The organism is Achromobacter sp. GD03932, from assembly GCF_029839485.1.
In the GTDB taxonomy this organism is placed as follows: Bacteria; Pseudomonadota; Gammaproteobacteria; order Burkholderiales; family Burkholderiaceae_B; genus Achromobacter; species Achromobacter bronchisepticus_A.
The window spans coordinates 1-24,534 of sequence record NZ_JAOCAT010000042.1; the positions used below are offsets into that span (position 1 = coordinate 1).

Consider the following 24,534-nt stretch of genomic DNA (forward strand, 5'->3'; position numbering starts at 1 on the left):
GCGTCGAGACCACGACCGGCACCGAGCCGGCGGCTGGCGCACCCAGGAGACAAGCACAGTGATACGGCTACACGACGTCCGGCGTACCGGTCCGCGCACCGGCAACCTGCCCGAAATGCCCGCCCGACGGCCCTTGTTGCGTCCGGTTCTGCGTCATGTCGCGGCTTGCGTGGCGGCGGTGGCCGCACTGGCCGCACTGGCCGCGAGTCCTGCGGCCAGCGCGGAAACCTGGCCGGCGCGGCCGGTGACGCTGCTGGTCAATGGCGGCCCAGGAAGCCTGCCGGACCTGTTCGCGCGGCCCTTGGCCGAACGCCTGCACCGCTCCCTGGGCCAGCCCGTCGTGGTCGAAAACAAGCCGGGCGCTGGCGGCATGCTGGCAATGCAGCAGCTCAAATCCGCGCCGGCCGACGGCCACACGCTGGCCCTGGTCACCAATGCCCACCTGGTGTGGAATCCCTACATCTTCCCGGTCCTGACCTACGATCCGGCGCGCGACCTGCAGCCCGTCAGTCCGCTGGCGGTCATTCCCATGGCGCTGACGGTCAACGACAAGCTGCAAGCCCAGTCCCTGGACCAGCTGCTGGCGCTGGCGCGCCAGAAGCCCGGCCGCCTGAACTACGCGTCCTCGGGCAACGGCAGCCCGCCCCACGTGCTGTTCGAGATGCTGCGTGAACAGGCCGGCGTCGACATCCTGCACGTCCCGTTCAAGACCGGCACCGCCGCGCTGAATTCGGTGCTGGCGGGCGATACCGAAATCTATTTCGCCGGCACCGCGCTGGTCGAGCCCATGGTCAAGGACGGCCGCTTGCGCGCGCTGGCGATGAGCGAGACCGTGCCCGACGCCGCCTTCGGCAAGACGCCCACGCTGGCCGCCAGCAACTTCCGCGGCTTCGAAGGCGCGGTGTGGCTGGGCGTGGCTGCGCGCGCCGGCACGCCGGACGCCATCGTGCAGCGGCTCAACGAAGAAATCGGCCGCGCGCAGCAGGACGGCGCGCTCAAGCAGATGTACGCCAGCCACGGCTCCTTGCCGTACCATCTGGCGGCGGCGGCCTTCGCCCAGCGCGTTGCGGCCGAGCGGGACACTTCCGGTCCCGTGCTGCGCAAGCTGGGCATCAAGCCCGATTGAACCTCCTACTTCCAACCCTGGTATTCGGGGCTCCGCTTGCGGGGCCCGCAGCAGCTTATGAACCTGATCGAAGAGATTGTTGAAAACTCCCCGTCCATCCGCGACATCCGCAGGGACATCCATGCGCATCCGGAACTGGCGTTCGAAGAGAACCGCACCTCCGACCTGGTGGCGCAGCTGCTGGAAAGCTGGGGCATCCCGGTGCATCGCGGCTTCGGCAAGACCGGCTTGGTGGGTGTGATCCGCAACGGCGACTCCGGGCGCACGCTGGGACTGCGCGCCGACATGGACGCGCTGCCCATGCACGAGGTCAACCAGTTCAGCCACGCCAGCAAGCATCCTGGCGTGATGCACGCCTGCGGCCACGATGGCCATACCGCCATGCTGCTGGGCGCGGCCCAGCACCTGGCGCACCATCGCAACTTCGACGGCACCGTCTACCTGATCTTCCAGCCCGCCGAAGAGCGCGGCGGCGGCGCGCGCGAGATGATGCGCGACGGCTTGTTCGAGAAATTCCCCATGGAAGCGGTCTTCGGCATGCACAACATGCCGGGTATTCCCGTGGGCTGCTTCGCCTCGTCCGCGGGGCCGGTGCTGGCGTCCAACAGCGAATTCCATGTGACCGTGCGCGGCAAGGGCGGCCACGCGGCCATGCCGCACCTGTCCATCGATCCCATCCCTGCAGCGGCGCAGATGATCGAGGCCTTCCAGACCATCATCAGCCGCAACAAGAAACCGCTGGAGACGGCAGTCATCTCCGTGACCACGGTGCAGGCGGGCGGCGTGGTCAACGTCATCCCCGACACCTGCGAGCTGCGCGGCACCGTGCGCGCCTACACCCGCGAAACCCTGGACCTGATCGAGCGCCGCATGGGCGAGATCGCCGAGCACGTGGCCGGCATGTTCGGCGCGCAATGCGAATTCGTCTTCACGCGGCACTATCCCTCGACCATCAACCACGAGGCCGAGACCGCCTTCATGCGCAACGCGCTGACGCAGGTGGTGGGGCAGGAGCGCGTGCTGGTGCAGGCGCCCATCATGGCGGCCGAGGACTTCTCTTTCATGCTGGAAGAGGTGCCGGGCAGCTATTGCTTCATCGGCAACGGCGAAGGCGACCACCGCGAACCCGGCCATGGCGAAGGCCCGTGCCTGGTCCACAACACCAGCTACGACTTCAACGACGCGCTGCTGCCGATCGGCGCGAGCGCCTTCGTGAAGCTGGCTGAGAACTGGATGCCGCGCAAGTAGCGGCGCTACAGCCCCGGCGGCGGTCGCGCCGGGGCCATGCGGCCATCGGCTTCAGTTGCCGGAATCGGCCTGGACCGATAGTTCGTGGTTGCGTGTGCGCACCAGTAGCGCGCTGAGCGCAGCGGCCAGCCCCGCGATCAGGGCGCCCGCCAGGAAGGTCAGCTGATAGCCGCCATTCAGCGCCAGGGTCGGCGCCGCGCCAGCCGCCGCCAACCCGGCGCTGCGCGCTGCGGCCAGGCTGGCCAGCACCGCCAGCCCCAGGGCGCCGCCCATCATGAAAGCCGTGTTCACTACGCCCGAGGCCAGGCCGGACTGGCTGGGTTCCACATCGCTCATCGCGGCCAGCAGCATCGGGTTGAAGGCCACGCCCGCGCCCAGTCCCAGCAACAGCATGGCGGGCAGAACGTCGACAGCAAAGCTGCCGTCCGCCGGCGCGCGCGCGAACAACGCCAGCCCCAGCGCGGCAATGAACAGGCCTATGGCCAGCGGCGCGCGGATGCCAAAGCGCATCACCAGCTTGGCCGACAGTCCCAGCGAGAACGCCGCCATGATGAGGTTGGCCGGCAAGAAGGCCAAGCCGACTTCCATGGGGCTGTAGCCCAGCACCAGCTGCATGTACAGCGCCGACACGAAAAACCACGCAAACATCGCCGCGGCCCATAGCACGCCAACGATGTTGGCCGTGGCCACATTGCGCAGGCGGAACAGCCCCAGCGGCATCAGCGGCGATTCGACGCGCGCCTCGATGGTCAGGAACAGCACCATCAGCGCGGCCGCCGCGCCCAGCAGGGTCAGCGATTGCGTCGACGTCCAGCCGGCCTCGTTGCCATTGACCACCGCATACACGGCCAGCATCAGCGAGGCGGTGACGCTCAGCGCACCGGCCACGTCCAGCCGGGCGCCCGCGGCGGCAGGCGGCGCTGCCGGAATCAGCCGCAGGCACAGCGCATAGACCACCACCCCGATGGGCAGGTTGACCAGGAAGATCCAGTGCCAGGACAGCGCGCTGGTCAGCAGCCCGCCCAACAGCACGCCGATGCTGCCGCCGCCCGCGCAGACAAAGCCATACACGCCCATGGCGCGCGCCCGTTCGCCGGTTTCGGTGAATAGGTTCATGATGAGCGACAGCGACACCGCCGACACCACCGCGCCGCCCAGGCCCTGCGCGGCGCGCGCGGCGATCAGCAGGGTCTGGCCCTGGGCCAGCCCGCAGGCCAGCGACGCCACCGTGAAGACCACCAGGCCCGCCAGGAACATGCGGCGGTGGCCGAACAAGTCGCCCAGCCTGCCGCCCAGCAGCAGGAAACCGCCGAAGGTCAGCATGTAGGCATTCACCACCCAGACCAGCGAGGTCTCGGTGAAATGCAGGTCTTCGCGGATGGAGGGCAGGGCGACGTTCACGATGGTGGTGTCCAGCACGATCATCAACACGCCCAGGCAAAGCACCATCAGCGCCCACCAGCGTTGCTTGCCATGTATTCCGTGCGTCATCGAGTCTTGCTCCGTGAATGGCGGCAGTCGGGTGCGCCGCCTTGTTCCAGGTTCTTAGTGCGAAACGCGCCCGCCGCTGACCATCCAGCGCGTGCCATAGCGGTCTATCAGCGCGCCATAAGCCTCTACCCAGAAAGTCTTCTGCAAGGGCATGGTGATGCTGCCGCCTTCGGCCAGCAGGTCGAAGACGCGTTGCGCGTCCGAGACCGTGGGATAGGCCAGGGACAGCGCCACGCCCTGCTTGCCGGGATAGGGATGCCCGGCGGTGGCGTCGCTGCCCATCAGGGTCTGCTCGTCCAGGCCCAGGCGGGCGTGCATGATACGGCCCGCGTCCTCGTCCGACAAGACCGGCATGGCGGCGTCGGGCGGGGCGTCAGCATAGCGGATCATGGCCTCCATCCGTCCGCCCAGCACGCGCTCGTAGAAGTGCATGGCCTCGGCGCAATTGCCGTCAAAGCTGAGGTAGGCGGATAGTTGGGGCATGATGTCTCCAGGGTGACGGGCGGACAGTGCCAGGAGGGCGGCGCCGCTCTATGATGGAAGCCTGACCCCACGTAAAAAGGAGCCCGGCCATGCTGAAAGGAAGCTGCCATTGCGGACAGATCGCGTTCGAAGTCGATGGCGCACCGTCCCAGGTACTGGAATGCAATTGCTCGCACTGCAGCCGCAAAGGCTATCTGCTGTGGTTCGTGCCCCGCGCCAGCGTGCGCCTTGCCACGCCCGCCAGCGGCATGTCGACCTACCGGTTCAACAAGCACGTGATTTCACACCACTTCTGCGCCAATTGCGGCTGCGCGCCATTCGGTTTCGGCGTGGGCGCCAAGGGCGAAGAGACAGCAGCGGTGAACGTGCGCTGCCTGGAAAACGTGGATCTGAACGCCTGGCCCCGCATCCCGTACGACGGCCGCAGCGTCTGAGCGCCGCGGACCGCGCTACATCATAGGGCAAGGCCGCGCCGCGCGATATGGCGAGTGCGTGACATGTCTTTTCATCGATTTGAACTAGTTTCAGGGAAGCGCCGCATGAGCACCGTAAAACTGCTGTCCGACGAGGAAGTCCGCCAAAACCCGCAAGCCTGGGCCGTGTTCCAAGACATCCGCGCCACGCGCAAGTCGGACTTCGTCAACAACTTCTGGCGCGCCCTGGCCAACGATCCGCCGCAGCTGGAACGGGTCTGGGGCCAACTCAAGCAGGTCATGATGGCCGACGGCGAACTCTCGCCGCTGGTGCGCGAAATGATCTACATCGCCGTGTCCACCGCCAATGGCTGCTCCTACTGCATCCATTCCCACACCGCCGCCGCCCGCGCCAAAGGCATGACCGACGGCCAGCATGCCGAACTGCTGGGCGTGATCGGCATGGCCGCGCAAACCAACGCCATGGTCACCGCCATGCAGGTACCCGTCGACGAGGCATTCATCGTGAAATAGGAGGCCGCCATGTCTCTGATCCCGCTGTTTCCGCTATCCAACGCGCTGTTCCCCGCAGGCGTGCTGCACCTGCGCATCTTCGAGGTGCGCTACCTGGACATGATCCGCCGCTGCATCGCGGACGGCAGCGAATTCGGCGTGGTCGGCCTGTTGTCGGGCCAGGAGGTCCGCACCCCCGAAGGCGTGGAGACCCTGGCCCCCGTCGGCACCATGGCGCGCATCGCAGACTGGGACGCGCCCATGCCGGCCCTGCTGGAGCTGCGCTGCGTCGGCACCAGCCGCTTCCGGCTGCTTTCCAGCGAGGTGGCAAAATACGGCCTTTGGATGGGCCAGGCCGAGCCCATCCCCGACGACCCGCCCGCGCCCGTGCCGGCCGCCATGCAGCCCAGCGCCGACGCGCTGGGACGCCTGGTGGCCCAATGGCAGCAAGATGGCGTGTCCCCCGAAAGAATGCCCCTGGGCCCGCCGTTCCGGCTGGATGACAGCGGCTGGGTCGCCGACCGCTGGTGCGAACTGCTGCCGCTGCCGCCCGACGACAAAGCCGCCTTGCTCGCCATGACCGATCCGGTGGCGCGCCTGGCGGCGATTCAGGACGTGCTGCGGGGGCAGGGGCTGGCTTAGGACAGATGCCAGGGGCCGCGTATTGCTATGGCGTACCGGACCTGGGCGTAACCGTATTTGGACACCATGGAAATCAGGATAGACGAGGGCCTGCGCGCCTACATAGACCCCTTGACCGACGACGAGCGCGAAGCGCTGGAACGCAGCCTGCTCGCCGAAGGCTGTCGCGACGCCCTGGTGCTATGGGGCGACCTGCTGGTCGACGGCCACAATCGCCATGCCCTTTGCATGAAGCACGGCATCCCCTTCGAGACCCGCCAGAACACCTCGTTCAAATCCATCGAGGACGTGCACCTCTGGATGATCGAAAACCACCTGGGCCGGCGCAGCGTGTCGGATTTCCAGCGTGGGGTGCTGGCGTTGCGCAAGAAGGAAATCCTGCAGGCGCGCACCGCCTCGGCGCCCGCGCCTGACGATCCACCCTGGGATGAAGACTCCGGCGAACCGCCGCCATTGCCTGCCGCAGTCGTGTCGCAGGCGCTGAGCCGGCAGGCCCTGGCTCGGGCTGCGCGTATCAGCAGCAATACCTTGGGGCAGATCGAGAAGATACAGAAGGCTGCGGCGCCGGAATTGGTGCGGGCTGTCAAGGATGGGGCTATCTCCATCAATGCTGCGGCGGCGGTGGCGACGTTGCCGCCGGAGCGGCAGGCTGCGGCTGTGGCCGGCGGCAGGAAGGAATTGCAGCAGGCTGCCCGGGAAGTCCGCCAGGCCAAGGCGCCGCCGCCGCGGGAGGCTGTGCCGGATATTCCTATTGAGAATATTGCGGATTTGCCGGCGGAGGTGGCGCGGTTACGGGAGTTGCTGACTCGGCTGACGGATGAAAGGGATCAGTTGAAGAAGAAGGTGATGCATTTGACGGTGGCGCTGGCCGAGGCTAGGAATGCGTCAGGGGGAGGGGATGATTGAAGGCAGGAGCAATTGCCAAGGGCGAGCGTTGCTTCGTGTGGTCTGGCAACCTGGCGATGTAAGCCGTTGATGGACTTGCTCCAACCTTGCGAAATTTCTGCTTTCCGCCAAGAGCGGCGATTTCACGCTTGCGGGTCTATACTCGGCACCCGCCAATTTGCGTGATACGACAAGGCCAAATGAAAGCACGAGAAATGCTCATCGCTACGCTGGGAGCGTTGGTGTTGAGTCAACCATCGCCATCCTTCGCACAAAGCATCAACGGGAAGAATCTCTACACGCAGAGATGCGCGATGTGCCACGGCGCAGATATCAAGGGTACGGGGCCTTTGGCCAAGAAAAGCAATCCTCCCACGCCCGATCTCACAACTGCTGCGTTCAAGAAGCGGCTCAATGACTATCCGGGCGTCATCGTCTCATCGGTAATCCTTCGTCCGAACGGAGACCTGATTCCGAGAACGTTGAGGGAGAACGGCGTGAAGCTGGCACCGCACGCCTGGACCGTTCAGGATTTTCGCGATTTGAACAAATACATGAGCGATGTGATTGCAAAAAGCCGATGAGGGCGCGTTGGCCGTCTGACTGCGCGGCAACTTCGCGATCCGGATCAAAGCGAACAAGACGGTCCGTATCAGATTCGACGGACTGGATGAATTGCAGCGGGATGGGGGCTACCGCTACGCCGTCGTATCGCTTGGCAGGATCGGATTGCTCCTTCCGGGCTAGTTACTTACGACGCGATCACGAATAACCTAGATCCGATTTTAGGCAAGCGTCTAAAGGGAGGGGCTATGCTTGAACGTAGCTATCTCAGCAACCGCTACACCATCTCGGATCCCGATGCGCGGCTGAGGCGAGAAGACAATCTCATGGCTTTCGAAACGGCCAATGGAGAGATTCAAAAAATACCGCAAGGGATCGTCATACGTGTTGACGCGATTCAGCGCTTGCAGACGGGAGCAAAGAAGGTCGCGCTGTTTGCGCATGCCGTCCGAGAAAACGGCGAGCCACTTGGCTGGACCTCGACAAAGAACTTCGAAGGCTCGTTTATCAATGAGACCCTTGATCTGCTCAAACCCGGGGCTGGAAGCGGAAAGTTCGGTCCTAACGCCGCATGGTCGCATGGCGCCTACATTGGCCAGATCGACCTCGTCGAAATAGTCGATTCGACAATGGAGATTGAGCGTCTTTCTATTGATACCGTTACGCCATATCTGGAAATGGTAGGGAAGGCGAAGTCGTCAGGTGTAAACCTCACCATCAATAGCGGGTTCCGATCCTATCCGGAGCAGAAGATGCTGTGGGATGGGTATGTTAAGCGTCTTCCCGGATTCAATTTGGCTGCGAAGCCCGGCAACTCGAACCACCAGAACGGGATCGCCATCGATATCGCTGTCGCGGGCGCGGACGGCAACGAGGTCTATGAGTGGCTAAAACAAAACGCGCCTCGCTTTGGGTTCGTTCGCACTGTCAGCGGTGAGCCATGGCATTGGGAACACGATCCCATACGCGCTCAGCAGGCGGTTCAAAATGGGACCTACAAAATTCCATCTGTGACTGGCTGACAGGGCGAATCTCTTTGGAACTGCCCGTGAAGCCGTAAGCAGAGAAAGGTTCAAACTACGGGCGGTCCCGTCCTAGGTAGCTTCCAGCTTTGCAGTGCGCTTGCGTCGCAGCTCAACCACCTGTTCCGCGCCTACAGCCCGAGCCCGAGCCCGAGCCCGCAACTGCCCACAGCCCCCATCCACATCCTGCCCAGCGCTATTTCTCACCTTGGTCAGCACGCCACGGCTTTGCAGGGAGCGGACGATCTCGTGGATGCGCTCGGTTTCGGGGCGCTGGTAGTCATCCCCTTCAAGGCTATTGAAGGGGATGACGTTGAGTACCCCATATTTGCCTTTCAGCAGACGCACGACCGCATCGAGTTCGTCGTCGCCGTCGTTGATGCCCTTGAGCAGCGTCCACTGATACTGGATCGGATAGTCGGTGTCGCGAGCGTATCTCTCGCCCAGTTCGATCAGTTCTTCCGGCGCAATTTTCGGCGCGCGCGGCAGCAGGTGTGCGCGCAGTTCGGCCTTGGTCGTGTGCAGCGACAGCGCCAGCGCGGGCTTGACGCGTTGTTGCGGCAGGGCCTCGAACACGCGCAGGTCGCCCACGGTTGAGAACACGAGATTTTTGTGGCCGATATTGCCCTCGGTGCCGAGCAGGTCGATGGCTTCGAGCACGTTGTCGAGGTTGTGCGCCGGTTCACCCATGCCCATGAAGACGACTTTTTTCACTACGCGCTGACGCCGCGCCAGCACGACCTGGGCCAGGATTTCCATGCTCGTGACCTGGCGGATCAGGCCGCTCTTGCCGGTCATACAGAAGCGGCAGCCGACCGCGCAACCGACCTGGGTGGAGACGCAGAGTCCGTCGCGCGGCAACAGCACGCTTTCCACCATCTGCCCGTCGGCGAGTTCGACCAGCAAGCGCGAGCCGTCGTTGCCTGCGTGTTCGGAGCGGACGCGGGCGAGGGCGTCCAGCTCCGCCGTCAAAGCCGGGACGGCGTCACGTAGCGCGAGAGGCAGAAAGTGCTCGGCGCTCCGGCGTCGCGTGCCGGTGTCGAGCGCTTGCCCTTGCAGCCAGACGCGCACGAGGCGGCCACGGTGGACGGGCAGGGCGCCGAGAGCGGCGAGGCGTTGGTCGAAGTCGGAGTAGCGCATGGGGGGCGCATTTTACCCTGCCGCTGGAACGAGCTGTCGTAGGGTAGGTGGTCTCGTTGCCGACTACTGCCGAGATTTCGAAGGTCGGTAACTGCCGTTTGGTCTGCTACCGGCAAGTGGCAGTCCTCCACGGATTGCGTCACGTGGGAATCACACCCTGAGGATTTATCCGCGTCATTTCAACGTGCGCGTGCCGCTTTGGGTTTGATTTTGCGCTCGATCAAGTCGCACGTTGCACTTGACCTGGCTCGGGTTTCCCTGGTTAATGTCGCTGCCTATGATTTAGCGGCTCCAGCGCAGGATTATTTCCGTTTCTCCACGTCAAGGTTATGGTTGCATCCACTCTCGTTGCCATGCTGTGTGCACATCTATTGTGCTTTTCGGGCATGTTTTTGCTGATTAGCCGCCGCTTGCCCGGCAACAGGATGGGAATGGACTTTTTCGCCGCGGGCAATCTCCTGCTGGCGTTGGCCTATATCCTGCAACTGGTTGAAGGCGGACCCGCCTGGAGTGTGATGAGCGTCGTTAATCACACCCTCACGCTGGCTGCCCCGATCGCCTACTGGCTAGGCGCCATGCGCTTCTTTGGGCGTCAGGTCCGATTGTGGCGCACGTTGATCATTTTTTCCGTGGTCTATGGCATTGCGCAATGCCTGGTGCAATGGGGCGCAGGACCCACCGCGCGTTACGCAATGCTTGCGGCGATGGCGAGCGTGCTCTTCTTTGCAATGACCATAACCGTGATCTATGGCGTTCGCACTTTCGCGAAAGATCTGCACGGGGAGATGTTCTTCTTCGCGTTCCTGATAGGCGGAATCTGCATTCTGAATGCGCTGAAGTTCTTGAAAATCGTAGATGGCGGCCTGGATGCGCTGCATATGGATAGTCGATTTCAGATGATCTTCTACATCTACATGTCGACCCTGGCGACCATAGTCCCACCTTCCATTGTCTGGCTGGTACTGCGGCGGCTGACGGATAGTCTGCGCAATATGGCGGCGCGCGATCCCATGACGGACCTGCTCAATCGCAGGGGGCTTCAGGAGGCGCTGACCCGGTCTTTTAATTCTCGGAATGCCGGGGCGGCTCGATTGCTGCTGCTGGACGTCGACCATTTCAAGCGTATCAATGACACCTATGGGCATCAAGCTGGCGATGAAGTGATATGCCAAGTCGCGGACATACTTCGTTCCACGGTTCGCAACGGGGACTTGACGGGGCGTATTGGCGGGGAAGAGTTTGTGGCTGTTTTTCTGGAAGCTGATGGGGACCGTGTAATCCACTTGGCGGAACGTCTGCGTGCCTGCGTTGAGAACCGGGCAATCAAAGTGACGGGTTCCGACGATGTGCTGCGCTGCACGGTCACCATTGGAGTTTCACCACCGTTTCATGGTGTGCATGAGTTGGAGGATGCGCTTCGCGAGGCTGATGCCGCTCTGTACAGAGGAAAAGCAGCGGGACGTAATCGGATTGAATCAGTTGATGTCGTTATCAGTGGTTCGGTAAAAAGTCCTGAATCAGCGATCGCGTGAAATAAAAGTGCAGATAGAACTGAAACGAACTAGTCATTTTGTTTGGGGGCTGGGTCGTCTTCAAGCGGTTCAGATAAAATGTTTCTGATTTTCAAAATTAGGGGAATTGAATGGGGTGGGAATTAAATAATTTGGTGGTTGTGGTAGGGGGTGTAGGCGTGACGCTTGGGTACCTTATCTCTTGGCTCAATTCAAGGCGGCACTTAATCGAGGCGAATGCGTTAATGGAGAGAAAATCAGCAGAGCATGCGAAAATCGTATTGTCTGAGTATAAGGATTCCTCCGAATGGACTGCGCTACTTGATTTGCGCTTTAGGGATGGTCATCAAGCTGGCTCTGCTGAGGCAATCAACCAGTACAAGAAATCCGAAGGATATGAAGCTCTTTTTTCTCTGGAGCATTCCAAAGGGAGAGCGGCAGGCATTGATGAGGAGAGAAACCGTTGGCAACTAATTTATACTCCTATCGTTATCAGCGATGATGGATTTTTTAGCTACACGGTGGAAACTGGATATGAGATGCAGATATTTTATGCCGGCTTTCCAATCAATGATCCGTTAAGACGAATTACTGATTATCACAAAAAATCCAAAGATGAGAACATTAATAAGTTTTTTGGTATTGCGGAAAAGGCTGTTGATGTGGCGGTAGCAATTGCTTCAAAAAATAAAATTCCTGTCTCGATACAAAAGCCAAGACAAGAAAAAAAAGCTGAGTAGCCGAAGAAAAAGTGTCGGCCTAAAGGAAAATAGGTGTCCGACTACCATTTTGCTACCTAGGAACAGTGAAATTGCAGTCCGATACTTTTATTTATACGTAGAGACTGCGAAAGTTTATTCTGAAATCTCTTTTCTCAATTGATAAGAAGTCTGGGCGGTGGGCAGCATATTCGAGTGGCGGCTGTCTAGCCAGAATTCACATTCGTACTCTCGGCCAGTATCGCGCGTTCGATTCGAGGTCAGCGCACCGGGCGGGGGGTTAGAAATTATCTCTCTCTTGATGCACTTAATCAGAAACCCTGTTAGAAAGGAGAATTTAATGACCACAATGTGGATGGTACGAGCAAAAGGCGGTCTGCTGTACGAAGAGTTCCGCGACAAGGCCGTTGCCGCCATCGGTTGGGTCCGAATCGCTGAGGAAGCGAGCAAGGGTGCAACGCGGGAGCAGCTGGCCGACGCTTACCGACTAGTTTCACCGGGTACCAAGGAGGGAACTATCATCGCGGGCGTGTCGCAAGTGTATCGGTTCATCCATGAAATTAAGAACGATGACTGGGTGGTAACGTATTCGACCGAAAATCGGACGTATCTCGTAGGGCAGGTAAAAGGGCCGTGTGAGTACCACCCTGAATGGACAGATTTGAACATGGCATTGGCGCGACGGGTGGCTTGGTTGCAAAAAGAGGTAGATCGCGACTTGCTCCTTACTAGCAGTAAGAACAGTCTTGGCTCGGTTCTCACTATATTTAAGGTGCCGGAGTCGGCGCAGAATGAACTACTCGCAATCGCGAAAGGGGCGATCCAAATGCCTCAGCCGACAAAAGAGGAACTCGTTGAGGTTGAAGTCAACGACCCTCTGCAACAGACTGAGGTCATCGCATTTGAGCGCATCAAGGACCAAATCAACAGGCTCGATTGGGACGAAATACAAGAACTCGTTGCTGGGATCTTGCGGGCGATGGGTTACAAGACCCAAGTGTCCCCTGCAGGTCCTGACAGGGGGAAGGACATCCTCGCTTCCCCGGATGGATTCGGATTCCAACAGCCGCGTATCGTGGTGGAGGTAAAGCATCGCGATGGGAAGATGGGAAGTGCACAACTCCGAAGCTTCCTTGGCGGCAGGCATAAAGACGACCGAGGCCTTTACGTCAGCACCGGTGGGTTTACGAAGGATGCATTATATGAAGCTGACCGGGCGGCGGTTCCTCTCATGCTCTGGAGCTTGGACGAAATTGCGCGAGCACTGACGGACAACTATCAGGCCGCTGATACCAAAACCAAGCAACTGATGCCGCTGCGATACTTTTACATGCCGGCGTAGATTCGGTGCGGCGAGGCGAACTTCTCTGCAATTCGGACGCGAGAGCAGCGATGACGCCAATAGTGCGGAGCGGGATCTGCTTAGTTGCACGGTAGACATATTCCGCGCCAAGTGGATTCACCCCCCTCATCGATGTGAGGGCGGAGGTACGGCCGGAAACCGCTCATCGAGGATGGCGGGGCGTCGCGTTTCGAATTGGCTCGGTCGTGGTCGGCGACGCGCATTACCGCTTCTGCGCAAGACGAGACAAAAGCGGCCCGCCGTTATCGAATGGCAGGGAAGGGGTGGAAGCGGCCCGTCACCAGCGTCGGTTCGTGGCAACGAACGATCATTCGGAAGACATCGCGGAAACCGGTCATTCGCCAGCATTGACCTGCATAGCCAAAAGCCGCTAGGATCGTAGACATGACTAATCGCTCCAAATCCCTCTTTTCGCTGGTCCGTGCATGTTGTCAGAACGTGCCCGGGGGGAACTGCGCCTAGCAATTAGCTATACGTTGAATCAATCGCCTCTGGCCGCCCGTTGCAAAACCGGCGGCTTTTTTGTTTTTTGCCTGCACCCTTCGATACGGAGAGAGTTGATGCCACTTGCGTTGTATGACACCTGGTCGCGTACCGTGCGCCCGTTCACGCCTATCCACGCTGGCCACGTCGGCATGTATTGCTGCGGACCCACCGTCTACGACCACGCGCATATTGGCAATCTAAGAACTTATGTGTTTGAAGACATTCTGCGCAGGGTACTCATACGCAATGGCTACGAGGTCCGTCATGTCGTTAATATCACCGACGTCGGTCATCTGACTTCGGATGCCGACGAAGGCGAAGACAAGATGGAAAAAGGTAGCAGGCGGACCGGGGAGTCCGCCTATGCTATTGCTCAGCGCTACACCGAGGCCTTCGTTGCCGATTGGCATGCCCTCAACTTGCTGGAGCCGACGGTATGGTGCCGCGCGACCGATCATATCGCCGAACAGATCGCATTTATCGGCGAGTTGGACCGGTCCGGCTACGTGTATAGGACCGACGACGGTCTTTATTTCGACACAAGCAAGCAGGATGACTACGGCTTTCTGGCGCGGCTCGACCGTGCCGGTCTGCAAGCGGGCAAGCGCGTAGCACTTGGCGCGAAGCGGAACATCACGGATTTTGCGCTATGGAAGTTCAGCCCGGAGGGCGTAGCGCGGCAGATGGAATGGGATAGCCCATGGGGGCGTGGATTTCCGGGCTGGCATATTGAGTGCTCGGCCATGTCGGCGAAACATCTCGGCATCTGGTTCGACATCCACTGTGGCGGAGAAGACCATATCGCCGTGCATCACAGCAACGAAATTGCACAAACACAGGCAGCTTACGGCACTCGCCTTGCGAACTTCTGGATACACGGACATTTTCTGACGCTCAATGCCGACAGCAAGATGTCGAAATCGAGCGGGGATTTTGTGCGCTTGCAGACCTTGCGCAGTCGGAACATAGATCCGCTTGCCTACCGCTACCTGTGCATGACAGCTCACTACCGGAGCAAGCTGCATTTCAGTTGGGCGTCTCTTGGTGCAGCGCAGACCGCGTTGAACCGGCTGCGGCAGCTCTATTCCGGCTGGTCGGACGGTGGCCGCATCGATCCGGATTTCGCCGCGCGCTTCAACGCCGAATTGAATGATGACTTGAATCTGCCGAGGGCATTGGCCGTGCTATGGGAACTCGTCAAGAGCGAGCTCCCGCCTGCCACCTTGAAAGCGACTGTGGACAGCTTTGATTTGGTACTGGGCCTCGGGCTACGCGATTGGAGGCCAGTAGCGTCTGACATTCCGGAAAGTATCCGGGCGCTGCTCGGTGAACGCGCTCAAGCCCGAGAGGCAAAGAACTGGGCAAGAGCCGATGAGATACGGAAGGTGTTAAACGCCCGAGGCTGGAGAGTCGAGGATGGCAACGACGGGCAACGCCTGACTGAAATCGCCACGCCCCTCACCGATATCGCAAGCTAGTGGTGACAGCATGGGCGTCGCGTACTTAAATGGGTGTCAGACTACAATTCTCATCGAGGTTCGACCGCAGCCGCCGAAATCAAGAAAGGCCACGGAAACGCAAGCGGCTGCGGGGGCGATCATCCGACGATCGGAGCGGAAACCGATCACCCCCGGCGAGGGCGTTCAGGCGGTCAGGAAGCGCAAGACTTCGGCCCAATCGTTCGTCGACAGGGCGACGTCTTCGTAGTCGCCAGCTTCTTCGTCGTAGCGCGAAACGCAGAAGCGCTGGCTTCTGCCGGATTCGCGGTCGGCGTAGTTGGCGTAGTCGACATAGACTTTCAAGCTGCGCTCCTCGTTCTCGAATGAGGGAGCAGCGTCGATGTAGCTCGATGTATCGAAATACCCTTCGGGCAGGGGCGGCAGGGTTGCTATGTCGAAGTCGGGAAATTCGCGGCGCAGTCGTTCAAGGTTCATAAGGGAAGCAAGTGGAGGCTGGAGACCTGACATTTTACGTTGCTCCGTGTCAGTCGCCACGATGGCTCCCGAAACCGAGTTTGGAAATGACGTTTATGACCGTCCAGACAGAAGCCGTTACACGAAAATCTCGAACATGACAGGCAGAACTCTCAATCAATCAGAGCTCGACTTCTTCCATGGCGAAGGGTACTTACGATTGAGCGGTGCACATTCCAAGCGCTGTCTGACGCCGCTTCGGGAGCGCATTCTGCGAGAGCTATCGCGGCTCAAGGTCTGGGCCGGCGGAAAAAGTCTTGGCAGTTCACTGAACAATTTGTCGCCGTTTCAGCAGATCGCAAAGCTATCCTCGATGGTGAAGATTGCGGATCTGGATGAAACGCTGAACACGGCGGAAATTCGCAGCGCAATCGCTGACCTTACCGGCAGAGTCCCGCAATCCAGCCTGGGCACGCAGCCCTTGCTGTCGCTGCCTCATCAAGGACCATGGTCTCTGGGCAGCCTGAACTGGCACGTTGACCTGGCTGCGAAATCCGGCGCTGAGATCCCCGGCATCCAGGTGTTCTATCTGATCGACGACGTTGTTGAACACGGGGGCGCAACTTTAGCGCTGGCCCGTTCTCATCGCGTGGCGGGTGTAGCGGCTGGGAGGCTTCGTGGATCGTTGAAATCGCCAGGGGATCTCGAAGCTGTTCTCAGCACGTCCGACGTCAAGATCATCGAGATGTCGGGACGGGCTGGCGATGTTTTCTTGATGGATATGCGCGTGCTGCACACCCCATCCGTCAATTCGTCCAGCCGTATCAGGATGATGGCCACGACGCGTTTCGGTCTGCGCACGAGCAGATAGGGCGGGATCTGCTGGGAGTTGCGGCGTCAACCGCTCGTCTTTTGTGCCGGGAAAAATTGGTGTCAGACTACAATTTCGATGTTCATGCCCGCGTTCGGTTTTTGCATTACCAAAGACCAAGTCGGTGAGTTGACGGCGTGGCTAAATAAATCCGGCGATTTCGCAATGATCGCAAGCGACGGGCAGGGACGATGGCGTGCCGTGCAGCCCGTGACCTGGACCATTGGGAAACGCCTATGCCTCTGGCACACGCCCGATGGGCCCTTGCCACTCCTCCCGGCAGACCCACGCCAGAAAAAAGGTACCGTACCTGACCCCTGGCCCGGGTGGGCGGAATTGCGTTCGCGCGATCGCAGCCACTTGCCACCGGAATACCAAGCGGGGCAGTTGATGCCGAGGCCGACGCGGACATCACTTTCTCCTTCCGACAGTGGTGTTGGCGGAGGTGCGCAGTCCCAACGGCGGCGACCAAACGCCGAAGTGCGAATAAGGGATAACCCTATCCACCATCATCCACGAATAAAATTCCTACATAACCGGGAATTTATATCGTTTTGAGGAACACCCCCTGGGGCCTTGTAATGCGTGTTCGCTTAACGCTGTCCACGCATTTACCCCAGACTTATGAATCCCATCGGATACCGCATTCTTCCCCGTACCGGCCCGGCCGTCGCTGCTGACGTGCTGGCCGGTTTCGCAGCCATCGGCTCGGCCCAGATCAGCGATTGCATGAACCGCCTGTACGGCGTCAGCGGGCTGCGTCCGCTGCATGCCTGCAATCAGCGCACGGTGGGCCTGGCGCTGACCGTCAAGACCCGGCCGGGCGACAACCTGATGATCCACAAGGCGATTTCGCTGGGCGGCGCGGGCGACGTGATTGTTGTCGATGGCGCGGGCGATACCAGCAATGCGCTGGTGGGCGAGCTGATGATGATGGATGCGCAGTCGCGCGGCATTGAAGGTTTTGTGATCGATGGCGCGGTGCGCGATCTGGATGTGTTCGCGCAGGGCGAGTTCGGTTGCTATGCGCGGGCCGTGTCGCACAAGGGACCGTACAAGGATGGTCCGGGCGAGATCAATGTGCCGGTATCGGTGGGTGGCCAGGTGGTCAACCCGGGCGACGTGGTGGTGGGTGACGCGGATGGCGTGGTGGTGATTCCCGCCGAGCATGCGGCGGCCGTGCTGGCTTTGGCTCAGAAGAAGGAGTCCGACGAGGCGGTGGCGAAGGAAAAGCTGCGCGCCGGCACCTATACCAAGCCCTGGCTGGAGAAGACTTTGGCCGAGAAGACGGGAGCCGCGAAATGAGCCAGACCCCGAGCCAAACCCAAACCCCGCAGCCCACCAGCATCGTCGCTGACCGCATCAAGCGCATCAAACTTTCGCCCAGCGTCGCTGCGCGCGCCATCATCGCCGAACTGCGCGAACAGGGCCGTCGCATCATCGATCTGACCATCGGCGAGCCGGACTTCTCCACACCGGAGCACATCCGCCTGGCAGCCACCGCCGCCATGAACCGCGGCGAAACCAAGTATCCGCCGGCCCAGGGCACAGTGCCGCTGCGCCGCGCCGCCGCCCAGCATTTGCTGGAAGCGACGGGCGTCGATTATCCAGCGGGGCGCATCATCGTCAGCACGGGCGCCAAGCAGGTGATCTTCAACGGTCTGGCGGCGACGCTGAATGATGGCGACGAGGTGCTGATCCCGGCGCCGTTCTGGGTGTCGTACCCGGACATGGTGCTGGTCAATGGCGGCGTGCCGGTGGCGGTGGAGACTACGCCGGCGACGGGTTATAAGGTCACGCCCGAGGCGCTGGAGCGCGCGATTACGCCGCGCACCAAGTGGCTGATGATGAACGCGCCCAGCAATCCGACCGGCTCGGTCTACACTGCGGACGAGCTGCGCGGCCTGGCCGAGGTGCTGAAGCGCCATCCGCATGTATGGCTGATGACGGACGATATCTACGCCCGCCTGAATTTCACGGACGAGCCGACGGTGCATCCGCTGCAGGTCGCGCCGGAGCTGGCGGCGCGCACGCTGGTGGTCAATGGCGTGTCCAAGGCTTATGCCATGACGGGCTGGCGCATCGGTTACGGCGCGGGTCCTGACGAGTTGATCAAGGCGATGGCGATTCTGCAGTCGCAGAGCACGTCGGGCGCGTCGTCGGTGAGTCAGGCGGCCGCGCTTGAGGCCTTGTCGGGTCCGCAGGATTGCGTGGCCGAGTTTGCCCAGGTGTTCCGCCAGCGCCGCGATCTGGCGATTGCGGAATTGGCGGGTACGCCGGGCCTGGAGATCGTCGTGCCGCAGGGCGCGTTCTACGTGTTCCCGGACTGCTCGGGCCTGTTGGGCAAGAAGACGCCGGCGGGCGACGTGATCGCGACCGATACCGACCTGACGCACTATCTGCTGCGCGAAGCCGGCGTGGCCGTGATCGACGGCCATGCCTATGGCGCGCCGGGCACGTTCCGGCTGTCGTTCGCGGCGTCGCTGGACGATATCAAGCAGGGCTGCTCGGCCATCCGGGAAGCCTGCGCCAAGCTGGCCTGAGGGCAGGGCGGGCATTCCGTACACCACACAACCACACAACCACACAAGGGGAATCAAGCATGAAACGCCATACTCTTTTCGCTGCCTGCCTGGGCCTGGCTACGCTGGTCCTGGGCGCCTCGGCCCAGGCCGACCAGGTGGATGACATCAAGGCGCGCGGCGAGCTGATTTGCGGCACGCTGGGCACGTCGCAGCCGTTCAGCTTCCAGGACGCGGCGACGCGCCAGCTGGTGGGCTACGACGTGGATGTCTGCAAGCTGGTTGCGGACAAGCTGGGCGTGAAGATCAGCTACAAGCTGCTGTCGGTGGCGGCGCGGGTGCCGGAATTGAATGAAGGTCGGGTCGACATCCTGGCGGCCAACCTGGGTTTTTCGCCCGACCGCGCGCAGCAGATCGCTTTCAGCCACGCCTACTACGTGAGCCCGCAGAAGCTGCTGGTGCGCAAGGATTCGGGCCTGGAGACGGTGGAATCGCTGAACGGCCGCCGCATCGGCGCGACCAAGGGTTCCAGCTCGGAACGCGAGATCAAGCGCATCCTGGATAAGTCGCAGGTGATTGGCTATGGCGACAGCTCGGCCACTTATCTGGCCCTGCAGCAGAAGAAGGTGGACGCGCAGTTCGCTTCCGAATTGGTGTTGGTGCGCCTGGTGCTGCAAAGTCCGCCCACGGCGCCCGTCAGCGTGATCGCCAAGTCGGTGTTCGACGAGCCTTGGGGCCTGGGCGTGCGCAAGACGGAGCCGCGCTTCCTGGAAACGGTGAACCAGGCGCTGGACGAGGCCGAGGCCTCGGGCGTGGCCGCCAAGCTGTTCGACAAGTGGTTTGGTCCGGAGACGCCGTACAAGCTGGAGCGCGGCTTCAAGATCGGCCCGATCGCGGGCTGAGCAGGGTCCGGAAGTACCACCGCGAGTCCCACGTCACGGGTTCCGGCGCCGCATCCAGCGGGCGGCCGGAACCCGTGGCGTTTGGCCTGAGCCTCGCGATAGCAGGAGATTGATTGTTTTATGAGCCTACTTGACGCTTCCCAATACCAGCTGCTGCTGAGCGGCATGGCGGTGACCGTACAGCTGTTCCTGGTTGCCTGGGTCATGGCCTTTGCCATCGCGGTGACGCTGGTGGTGGTGCGCGCGACCAATCTGGCGCCTTGCCGCTGGCTGGTCGACGCCTATGTGGAATACCACCGCAACGTGCCGTTGCTGGTGCAGGTGTTGTTCTGGTACTTCGGCATGCCCGAGCTGCTGCCGGAAGGTTTCCGCATGTGGCTGTACCAGCACAACGCCGAGATGTCGCTGGCGGCGATTGCGCTGGCGCTGGGGTCGGCCGCTTATATCGCGGAGGACATCCGCAGCGGTTTGCGCGCCATTCCCTTTACGCAGTTCGAGGCTGCCCGCGCGCTGGGTGCGAGCTATCTGCAATGCATGCGTTTCGTGATCGTGCCGCAGGCGGTGCGGATTTCGATTCCCCCGCTAGTGGGGCGCGCGCTGCTGCTGTTCAAAAACACCAGCGTGGCCATGGCCATCGGCGTGATGGAGCTGACCTACCAGGCGCGCGAGATCGAAAACGAAACCTACCGCACCTTTGCCACCTTTGGCGCGGCCACGATCATGTACCTGCTGGGATCGTTCCTCATCATGCTGATTGGATCGCGCGTCTATGACCGCTATCGCCTGAACCGGGGAGGCCACGGTGCTTGATCTACTGTCTCAATACTGGCCCACGCTGCTGGTCGGCCAATATCCCAACGGGCCGCTGGGCGGCCTGGCGCTGACGCTGATCCTGGCCGCTTGCGGCCTGGCCCTGTCGCTGCCGCTGGCGCTGTTGATTGCGCTGGCCCGGGTCAGCCCCTACGGCTGGCTGCGTACGGCCAGCAAGGCGCTGGTCAACGTGGTGCGCGGCATGCCGCTGCTGATGCTGATCTTCTGGGCGTACTTCGTGGTGCCCAAGCTGACCGGCCAGGTGATCAGCGGCTTCTGGACGCTGATCTTCGCGCTGGTGGTCTATGAAAGCGCCTATCTGTCGGAAGTGATCCGCTCAGGCATCGAGGCGGTGCCGCGCGGCCAGATCGAGGCCTCGCGCTCGTTGGGCGTGGGCTACTGGACCACGATGCGCCGGGTAGTGCTGCCGCAGGCGCTGTTCAACGTGCTGCCCAGCATGACCAGCCAGTTCGTCTCCACCATCAAGGAGACGTCGCTGGGCTATGTCATCAGCGTCAACGAGCTGACCTTCGCGGCCAATCAGGTCAACAACCTGGTGCTGACCAAGCCGCTGCAGGTTTTCGGCATCCTGGCCATCATTTATTTCCTGGTGTGCTTCAGCCTGAGCCGCGGGCTGAGCTGGCTGGACCTGCGTATCCGCCGCTCGCGCGCCATGGCTTGAAGGAACAAAACATGATCAATCTTGAAAAAGTGAACAAGTGGTACGGCGCGCATCATGTGCTGAAGGACGTGGATCTTTCGGTGGCGCGCGGCGAGGTGCTGGTGGTCTGCGGCCCGTCGGGCTCGGGCAAGTCGACCATGATCCGCACCATCAACCGGCTGGAGCCGATCGAGAAGGGGCGCATCCTGATCGACGGCAAGGACATCTACGCCAAGGGTTCGGACCTGAACGCGCTGCGCCAGCAGATCGGTTTCGTGTTCCAGCAGTTCAATCTGTTTCCCCATATGAGCGTGCTGGAAAACGTGATTTTTGCGCCGGTCAGCATCCGCAAGCAGCCGCGCAAGGCGGCCGTCGAATTGGCGCGCGGCCTGCTGGCGCGGGTGGGTCTGGAGCACAAGATCGACGCCTATCCGGGTTCGCTGTCGGGCGGCCAGCAGCAGCGCGTGGCGATCGCCCGGGCGCTGGCCTTGCAGCCGCCAGTGATGCTGTTCGACGAACCGACCAGCGCGCTTGACCCGGAGATGGTGGGCGAGGTGCTGCAGGTGATGAAGGGCCTGGCCAAGGACGGCATGACCATGGTGTGCGTGACCCACGAAATGGGCTTTGCGCGCGACGTGTGCGACCGGGTGGTCTTCATGGACGCGGGCGAGATCCTGGAGATGGACACGCCCGAGCGCTTCTTCAGCGCGCCCTCGCATCCGCGGGCGCAGCGCTTCCTGGCCGACATCCTGCATCCGCGCGGCTGAGGCGGGGGCGGCGGGCGTTGCCATGATGGTAAGGTGAGGGTTTCCATGCGCTTCGCATCGACCGCCGCGATGTACACCCTCAAACAGCTAGAGGCTTTCTACTGGAGTTCCCAGCTGGGCAGCTTCAGCGCGTCTTCCCGCAAATTGCACACCACCCAGTCGGCGGTCGCCAAACGGGTGGGCGAACTGGAAGCCTTCGCCGGCGCGCCGCTGTTCGAGCGCCGCGCCAAGAAGCTGATCATGACCGCGCAGGGCCGCAAGCTGTACGAGCTGGCGCGCGAGATGCTGGACCTGAATAGCCGCATCGTGCAGAACATGGCCGATCCGGCCAGCTTCGAAGGCGTGGTGCGGCTGGGCGTGACGGAACTGGTGGGCATGACCTGGCTGGCGCGGCTGATCAGCCAGATCAGCCTGCGCTATCCGCGCGTGCAGCTGATGCCGGAGATCGACGGCGGCATCACGCTGTACGAAAGGTTGGAGCAGGATGAACTGGACCTGGCCATCATGCCCGGCCCGTTCTGGGGCTACCAATACGATTGCGTGCACCTGGGCGCGGTCACCAACGTCTGGATGGCCAGCCCGGCCCTGGACATCGATTTTTCCGCGAAGCTGACGCCGCAGGACCTGGCGCCGTATCCGGTGATTTCGCAACCCACCAATTCGGCCTTGTCGCATCTGTACGATGCCTGGTTCGCGGAACAGGGCCTGCCGGTCAAGCGCGTGCTGACCTGTAATAGTTTGGGGATGATGGCGCAGCTGACGATGCTGGGCCTGGGCATCAGCTATCTGCCGGGTGCGTATTTCGCGCCGCTGGTGGAGCGCGGCGCGCTATGCCAGCTGGACGTGCAGCCCGACCTGCCCACGATCAATTACTACGCGGTGCACAAGAAGAACATCGTCAACCCGGTGGTGGCCCGGGTGATCGATATTGCGCGCGAGGAATGCGCTTTCGAGGTGGCGGGGGCATTCCTGCCCCATGTGCCGCCGGCGGTCGGGCCGCCGCAGGCGTAGCGCGGGGCCGGCGTTGCACCGGCCCCGCCTTTGGTCATCAACCGCAGCGAATCGCGGTCATGACGTCCTTATCATCCACGATCAAATTCAAGCGCGTAGCGTTGTACTCCATCGTGACCAACTGCCCTGGACGCAGCATGCGCGCAGTGCTGCTGCCGCTGCGGGTACGCAGGTCTTCCATCACGGACGCAGTGGCTTTCTGGCCGATCTGGGATTGCAGCGAAGATGCGTCGCAGGTCTTGCCGCCGCCCATGGACGACGAAGAACCGTAGGACGACCCGCCATAGCTGGTTCCGGCGTCAGCAGCGGACGAGGAGCTGGAGGAGCTGGACGCTGCCGGCGCGCTGGATGAGCGCGGGGCGCCGGTGTTGGCGCACGCGGTCAGGCTGGCGACCAGCAGGAAAGGGATCAGCTTTCGGATCATGTAACGCTCCTTACAACAACACGTCTGAAAAAAGCCATGATAGACCAGCGCGGGCGCGCTGTGACCGACGCCGGGCAGGGCCGCAAGCGCCATTCCTGAGCGCGGCTTCGATGATCCAAATTTTGCATTGACACTAAAGTTTCATGGGAATATATTTCTGAAACCATAGTTTCATAGACGGGATCATCATGACTTCGGTGTTGCAGGAGCGCATCCTCGCGCTGCAGGACAGCTTCACGGACAGCGAGCAGCGGTTGGCCAGCGTGACCCTGGAGTGCCTGGGCAATATCGCGGCCTATTCGGGCGCCGAGCTGGCGCAGAAGGCGGGCGTGTCCAAGGCGACGGCGGGGCGGTTCTTCCGGCGCCTGGGCTACGAGAACTTCAACGAGGTGCGGGCGCAGGCGCGCGACGAGGCCGACCGTGGGTCTCCGCTGTACGAGATGGCGGGCGTGCGTCCGCCGGACGCGACGGGGGATGCGTTGGCGGAGCATCTGGCCACGGACTTGCAGAACCTGGCGCAGACCTTCGAGCGCCTGGACAGCCGCGACGTGGAGCGGGCCATCGAGCTGTTCGCTGGCGCTCGCCGCATCTGCATTGCGGGCTTTCGCAATGGGCGGGTGCTGGCGCAGTACGCCTGGGCCTTGCTGACGCAGCTGCGCGACGGGGTCGCGCTGGTGCCGGGCGCGGGTTTGAACCTGGCGGAGGATCTGGCTGATCTGGGGCCTGACGACGTGCTGCTGGTGATGGATTTCCGGCGTCGCGTCACGCTGCTCAAGCCCATTGTCGAACATGCGAACCGGGTGGGCGCGAAGGTCGTGGTGTTGACCGATCCCACCGCCACCGAATTGCCCGCGCGCTCGGACCTGGTGCTGCGATGCGTGAACAGCGGCGCGGCCGTGTTCGATTCCTACGTCGCGGCCACCAGCGTCATCAATCATCTGTGCTCGGCCCTGGCCCGAAAACTCGGGGCGGCCGCGCGCGAACGTCTGCAGAACATAGAACGCCTGCACGAACACTACGGCGACTTGCATCGCTGAATTCCAAGAG

At 61.7% G+C, this 24,534-nt stretch carries 26 protein-coding genes; 21 read left to right on the forward strand and 5 right to left on the reverse strand.

The window, feature by feature from the left end; translation table 11 throughout:
• Positions 1 to 58: 58 nt before the first annotated feature.
• Positions 59 to 1,126 carry a tripartite tricarboxylate transporter substrate-binding protein gene (locus N5C88_RS28215; RefSeq protein WP_280016669.1) on the forward strand — a complete coding sequence of 356 codons (1,068 nt, stop codon included), beginning with the start codon at positions 59 to 61 and terminating at the stop codon, positions 1,124 to 1,126.
• Positions 1,127 to 1,183: 57 nt separating this feature from the next.
• On the forward strand, positions 1,184 to 2,374 hold the full coding sequence (locus N5C88_RS28220) for a M20 aminoacylase family protein (RefSeq protein WP_118934251.1): 1,191 nt from the start codon (positions 1,184 to 1,186) through the stop codon (positions 2,372 to 2,374).
• Between the two features lie 51 nt (positions 2,375 to 2,425).
• On the opposite strand, the gene N5C88_RS28225 is transcribed toward N5C88_RS28220, so the two are convergent.
• Both N5C88_RS28225 and N5C88_RS28230 read right to left on the reverse strand, forming a co-directional pair.
• Complete coding sequence (locus tag N5C88_RS28225; protein ID WP_280016670.1) at positions 2,426 to 3,865, reverse strand: MFS transporter; 1,440 nt, start codon at positions 3,863 to 3,865, stop codon at positions 2,426 to 2,428.
• Positions 3,866 to 3,919: 54 nt separating this feature from the next.
• A complete protein-coding gene (locus N5C88_RS28230; RefSeq protein WP_059380401.1) occupies positions 3,920 to 4,348 on the reverse strand; it encodes a VOC family protein in 429 nt (142 codons plus the stop codon).
• 89 nt (positions 4,349 to 4,437) lie between these two features.
• Between N5C88_RS28230 and N5C88_RS28235 the strand changes: the two genes are divergently transcribed.
• From N5C88_RS28235 to N5C88_RS28260, 6 genes are all read left to right on the forward strand, one after another.
• Positions 4,438 to 4,782 carry a GFA family protein gene (locus N5C88_RS28235; protein ID WP_118934253.1) on the forward strand — a complete coding sequence of 115 codons (345 nt, stop codon included), beginning with the start codon at positions 4,438 to 4,440 and terminating at the stop codon, positions 4,780 to 4,782.
• A 105-nt stretch (positions 4,783 to 4,887) separates the two neighbouring features.
• Positions 4,888 to 5,295, forward strand: a complete 408-nt coding sequence (locus tag N5C88_RS28240; protein ID WP_059380399.1) for a carboxymuconolactone decarboxylase family protein — start codon at positions 4,888 to 4,890, stop codon at positions 5,293 to 5,295.
• Between the two features lie 9 nt (positions 5,296 to 5,304).
• Entirely contained in the window at positions 5,305 to 5,916 is a 612-nt protein-coding gene (locus N5C88_RS28245) for an LON peptidase substrate-binding domain-containing protein (protein WP_059380398.1), read from the forward strand.
• A 66-nt stretch (positions 5,917 to 5,982) separates the two neighbouring features.
• Positions 5,983 to 6,822, forward strand: coding sequence for a hypothetical protein (locus N5C88_RS28250; protein ID WP_059380397.1), 840 nt, complete (start codon positions 5,983 to 5,985; stop codon positions 6,820 to 6,822).
• A 179-nt stretch (positions 6,823 to 7,001) separates the two neighbouring features.
• Positions 7,002 to 7,385 carry a cytochrome c gene (locus N5C88_RS28255; RefSeq protein WP_280016671.1) on the forward strand — a complete coding sequence of 128 codons (384 nt, stop codon included), beginning with the start codon at positions 7,002 to 7,004 and terminating at the stop codon, positions 7,383 to 7,385.
• A gap of 228 nt (positions 7,386 to 7,613) precedes the next feature.
• A complete protein-coding gene (locus tag N5C88_RS28260) occupies positions 7,614 to 8,387 on the forward strand; it encodes a M15 family metallopeptidase (protein WP_280016672.1) in 774 nt (257 codons plus the stop codon).
• Positions 8,388 to 8,459: 72 nt separating this feature from the next.
• On the opposite strand, the gene N5C88_RS28265 is transcribed toward N5C88_RS28260, so the two are convergent.
• Positions 8,460 to 9,527, reverse strand: coding sequence for an RNA methyltransferase (locus tag N5C88_RS28265; protein WP_280016673.1), 1,068 nt, complete (start codon positions 9,525 to 9,527; stop codon positions 8,460 to 8,462).
• Positions 9,528 to 9,856: 329 nt separating this feature from the next.
• On the opposite strand from N5C88_RS28265, the gene N5C88_RS28270 reads away from it, so the two are divergent.
• The 4 genes from N5C88_RS28270 (at position 9,857) to cysS (ending at position 15,084) form a co-directional block, all read left to right on the forward strand.
• Positions 9,857 to 11,059 (forward strand): GGDEF domain-containing protein, encoded by a 1,203-nt coding sequence (locus N5C88_RS28270; protein WP_280016674.1) that lies wholly within the window; start codon positions 9,857 to 9,859, stop codon positions 11,057 to 11,059.
• 110 nt (positions 11,060 to 11,169) lie between these two features.
• Positions 11,170 to 11,778, forward strand: a complete 609-nt coding sequence (locus N5C88_RS28275; protein WP_280016675.1) for a hypothetical protein — start codon at positions 11,170 to 11,172, stop codon at positions 11,776 to 11,778.
• Positions 11,779 to 12,097: 319 nt separating this feature from the next.
• On the forward strand, positions 12,098 to 13,099 hold the full coding sequence (locus N5C88_RS28280; RefSeq protein WP_280016676.1) for a restriction endonuclease: 1,002 nt from the start codon (positions 12,098 to 12,100) through the stop codon (positions 13,097 to 13,099).
• Positions 13,100 to 13,680: 581 nt separating this feature from the next.
• Positions 13,681 to 15,084: a cysteine--tRNA ligase gene (gene cysS / locus N5C88_RS28285; protein WP_280016677.1), complete on the forward strand. Its 1,404-nt coding sequence runs from the start codon at positions 13,681 to 13,683 to the stop codon at positions 15,082 to 15,084.
• A 165-nt stretch (positions 15,085 to 15,249) separates the two neighbouring features.
• Here the strand turns inward: cysS and N5C88_RS28290 are convergent, their stop codons facing one another.
• Positions 15,250 to 15,540 carry a hypothetical protein gene (locus N5C88_RS28290; protein WP_059380392.1) on the reverse strand — a complete coding sequence of 97 codons (291 nt, stop codon included), beginning with the start codon at positions 15,538 to 15,540 and terminating at the stop codon, positions 15,250 to 15,252.
• A 61-nt stretch (positions 15,541 to 15,601) separates the two neighbouring features.
• Here N5C88_RS28290 and N5C88_RS28295 point away from each other — a divergent pair, with 61 nt between their 5' ends.
• From N5C88_RS28295 to N5C88_RS28330, 8 genes are all read left to right on the forward strand, one after another.
• Positions 15,602 to 16,390 carry a phytanoyl-CoA dioxygenase family protein gene (locus N5C88_RS28295; protein WP_280016678.1) on the forward strand — a complete coding sequence of 263 codons (789 nt, stop codon included), beginning with the start codon at positions 15,602 to 15,604 and terminating at the stop codon, positions 16,388 to 16,390.
• 624 nt (positions 16,391 to 17,014) lie between these two features.
• Complete coding sequence (locus N5C88_RS28300) at positions 17,015 to 17,695, forward strand: RraA family protein (RefSeq protein ID WP_118934265.1); 681 nt, start codon at positions 17,015 to 17,017, stop codon at positions 17,693 to 17,695.
• A complete protein-coding gene (locus N5C88_RS28305; protein ID WP_118934266.1) occupies positions 17,692 to 18,933 on the forward strand; it encodes an aminotransferase class I/II-fold pyridoxal phosphate-dependent enzyme in 1,242 nt (413 codons plus the stop codon). Before N5C88_RS28300 ends, N5C88_RS28305 begins: the two co-directional genes overlap by 4 nt.
• A 59-nt stretch (positions 18,934 to 18,992) precedes the next feature.
• On the forward strand, positions 18,993 to 19,814 hold the full coding sequence (locus N5C88_RS28310) for an ABC transporter substrate-binding protein (protein WP_165867950.1): 822 nt from the start codon (positions 18,993 to 18,995) through the stop codon (positions 19,812 to 19,814).
• 120 nt (positions 19,815 to 19,934) lie between these two features.
• Positions 19,935 to 20,624, forward strand: coding sequence for an amino acid ABC transporter permease (locus N5C88_RS28315; protein WP_118934268.1), 690 nt, complete (start codon positions 19,935 to 19,937; stop codon positions 20,622 to 20,624).
• Entirely contained in the window at positions 20,617 to 21,306 is a 690-nt protein-coding gene (locus N5C88_RS28320) for an amino acid ABC transporter permease (RefSeq protein ID WP_013394168.1), read from the forward strand. The genes N5C88_RS28315 and N5C88_RS28320 overlap by 8 nt, the downstream gene beginning before the upstream one ends.
• A gap of 11 nt (positions 21,307 to 21,317) precedes the next feature.
• A complete protein-coding gene (locus N5C88_RS28325) occupies positions 21,318 to 22,052 on the forward strand; it encodes an amino acid ABC transporter ATP-binding protein (RefSeq protein WP_118934270.1) in 735 nt (244 codons plus the stop codon).
• 45 nt (positions 22,053 to 22,097) lie between these two features.
• Entirely contained in the window at positions 22,098 to 23,063 is a 966-nt protein-coding gene (locus N5C88_RS28330) for a LysR family transcriptional regulator (RefSeq protein ID WP_280016679.1), read from the forward strand.
• Positions 23,064 to 23,100: 37 nt separating this feature from the next.
• Here the strand turns inward: N5C88_RS28330 and N5C88_RS28335 are convergent, their stop codons facing one another.
• Positions 23,101 to 23,487, reverse strand: a complete 387-nt coding sequence (locus N5C88_RS28335) for an I78 family peptidase inhibitor (protein WP_059380390.1) — start codon at positions 23,485 to 23,487, stop codon at positions 23,101 to 23,103.
• A gap of 188 nt (positions 23,488 to 23,675) precedes the next feature.
• Between N5C88_RS28335 and N5C88_RS28340 the strand changes: the two genes are divergently transcribed.
• Positions 23,676 to 24,524 (forward strand): MurR/RpiR family transcriptional regulator, encoded by an 849-nt coding sequence (locus tag N5C88_RS28340; RefSeq protein ID WP_082400960.1) that lies wholly within the window; start codon positions 23,676 to 23,678, stop codon positions 24,522 to 24,524.
• The last annotated feature ends 10 nt before the right edge of the window (positions 24,525 to 24,534 follow it).

What these genes read in the sequence shown, in the direction of transcription:
- N5C88_RS28220 (WP_118934251.1), top strand. Translation starts at nt 1,184, where the DNA reads ATGAACCTGATCGAAGAGATTGTTGAAAACTCCCCGTCCATCCGCGAC.
- N5C88_RS28225 (WP_280016670.1), bottom strand. Translation starts at nt 3,865, where the DNA reads ATGACGCACGGAATACATGGCAAGCAACGCTGGTGGGCGCTGATGGTG.
- N5C88_RS28230 (WP_059380401.1), bottom strand. Translation starts at nt 4,348, where the DNA reads ATGCCCCAACTATCCGCCTACCTCAGCTTTGACGGCAATTGCGCCGAG.
- N5C88_RS28235 (WP_118934253.1), top strand. Translation starts at nt 4,438, where the DNA reads ATGCTGAAAGGAAGCTGCCATTGCGGACAGATCGCGTTCGAAGTCGAT.
- N5C88_RS28240 (WP_059380399.1), top strand. Translation starts at nt 4,888, where the DNA reads ATGAGCACCGTAAAACTGCTGTCCGACGAGGAAGTCCGCCAAAACCCG.
- N5C88_RS28245 (WP_059380398.1), top strand. Translation starts at nt 5,305, where the DNA reads ATGTCTCTGATCCCGCTGTTTCCGCTATCCAACGCGCTGTTCCCCGCA.
- N5C88_RS28250 (WP_059380397.1), top strand. Translation starts at nt 5,983, where the DNA reads ATGGAAATCAGGATAGACGAGGGCCTGCGCGCCTACATAGACCCCTTG.
- N5C88_RS28255 (WP_280016671.1), top strand. Translation starts at nt 7,002, where the DNA reads ATGAAAGCACGAGAAATGCTCATCGCTACGCTGGGAGCGTTGGTGTTG.
- N5C88_RS28260 (WP_280016672.1), top strand. Translation starts at nt 7,614, where the DNA reads ATGCTTGAACGTAGCTATCTCAGCAACCGCTACACCATCTCGGATCCC.
- N5C88_RS28265 (WP_280016673.1), bottom strand. Translation starts at nt 9,527, where the DNA reads ATGCGCTACTCCGACTTCGACCAACGCCTCGCCGCTCTCGGCGCCCTG.
- N5C88_RS28270 (WP_280016674.1), top strand. Translation starts at nt 9,857, where the DNA reads ATGGTTGCATCCACTCTCGTTGCCATGCTGTGTGCACATCTATTGTGC.
- N5C88_RS28275 (WP_280016675.1), top strand. Translation starts at nt 11,170, where the DNA reads ATGGGGTGGGAATTAAATAATTTGGTGGTTGTGGTAGGGGGTGTAGGC.
- N5C88_RS28280 (WP_280016676.1), top strand. Translation starts at nt 12,098, where the DNA reads ATGACCACAATGTGGATGGTACGAGCAAAAGGCGGTCTGCTGTACGAA.
- cysS (WP_280016677.1), top strand. Translation starts at nt 13,681, where the DNA reads ATGCCACTTGCGTTGTATGACACCTGGTCGCGTACCGTGCGCCCGTTC.
- N5C88_RS28290 (WP_059380392.1), bottom strand. Translation starts at nt 15,540, where the DNA reads ATGAACCTTGAACGACTGCGCCGCGAATTTCCCGACTTCGACATAGCA.
- N5C88_RS28295 (WP_280016678.1), top strand. Translation starts at nt 15,602, where the DNA reads ATGGCTCCCGAAACCGAGTTTGGAAATGACGTTTATGACCGTCCAGAC.
- N5C88_RS28300 (WP_118934265.1), top strand. Translation starts at nt 17,015, where the DNA reads ATGAATCCCATCGGATACCGCATTCTTCCCCGTACCGGCCCGGCCGTC.
- N5C88_RS28305 (WP_118934266.1), top strand. Translation starts at nt 17,692, where the DNA reads ATGAGCCAGACCCCGAGCCAAACCCAAACCCCGCAGCCCACCAGCATC.
- N5C88_RS28310 (WP_165867950.1), top strand. Translation starts at nt 18,993, where the DNA reads ATGAAACGCCATACTCTTTTCGCTGCCTGCCTGGGCCTGGCTACGCTG.
- N5C88_RS28315 (WP_118934268.1), top strand. Translation starts at nt 19,935, where the DNA reads ATGAGCCTACTTGACGCTTCCCAATACCAGCTGCTGCTGAGCGGCATG.
- N5C88_RS28325 (WP_118934270.1), top strand. Translation starts at nt 21,318, where the DNA reads ATGATCAATCTTGAAAAAGTGAACAAGTGGTACGGCGCGCATCATGTG.
- N5C88_RS28330 (WP_280016679.1), top strand. Translation starts at nt 22,098, where the DNA reads ATGCGCTTCGCATCGACCGCCGCGATGTACACCCTCAAACAGCTAGAG.
- N5C88_RS28335 (WP_059380390.1), bottom strand. Translation starts at nt 23,487, where the DNA reads ATGATCCGAAAGCTGATCCCTTTCCTGCTGGTCGCCAGCCTGACCGCG.
- N5C88_RS28340 (WP_082400960.1), top strand. Translation starts at nt 23,676, where the DNA reads ATGACTTCGGTGTTGCAGGAGCGCATCCTCGCGCTGCAGGACAGCTTC.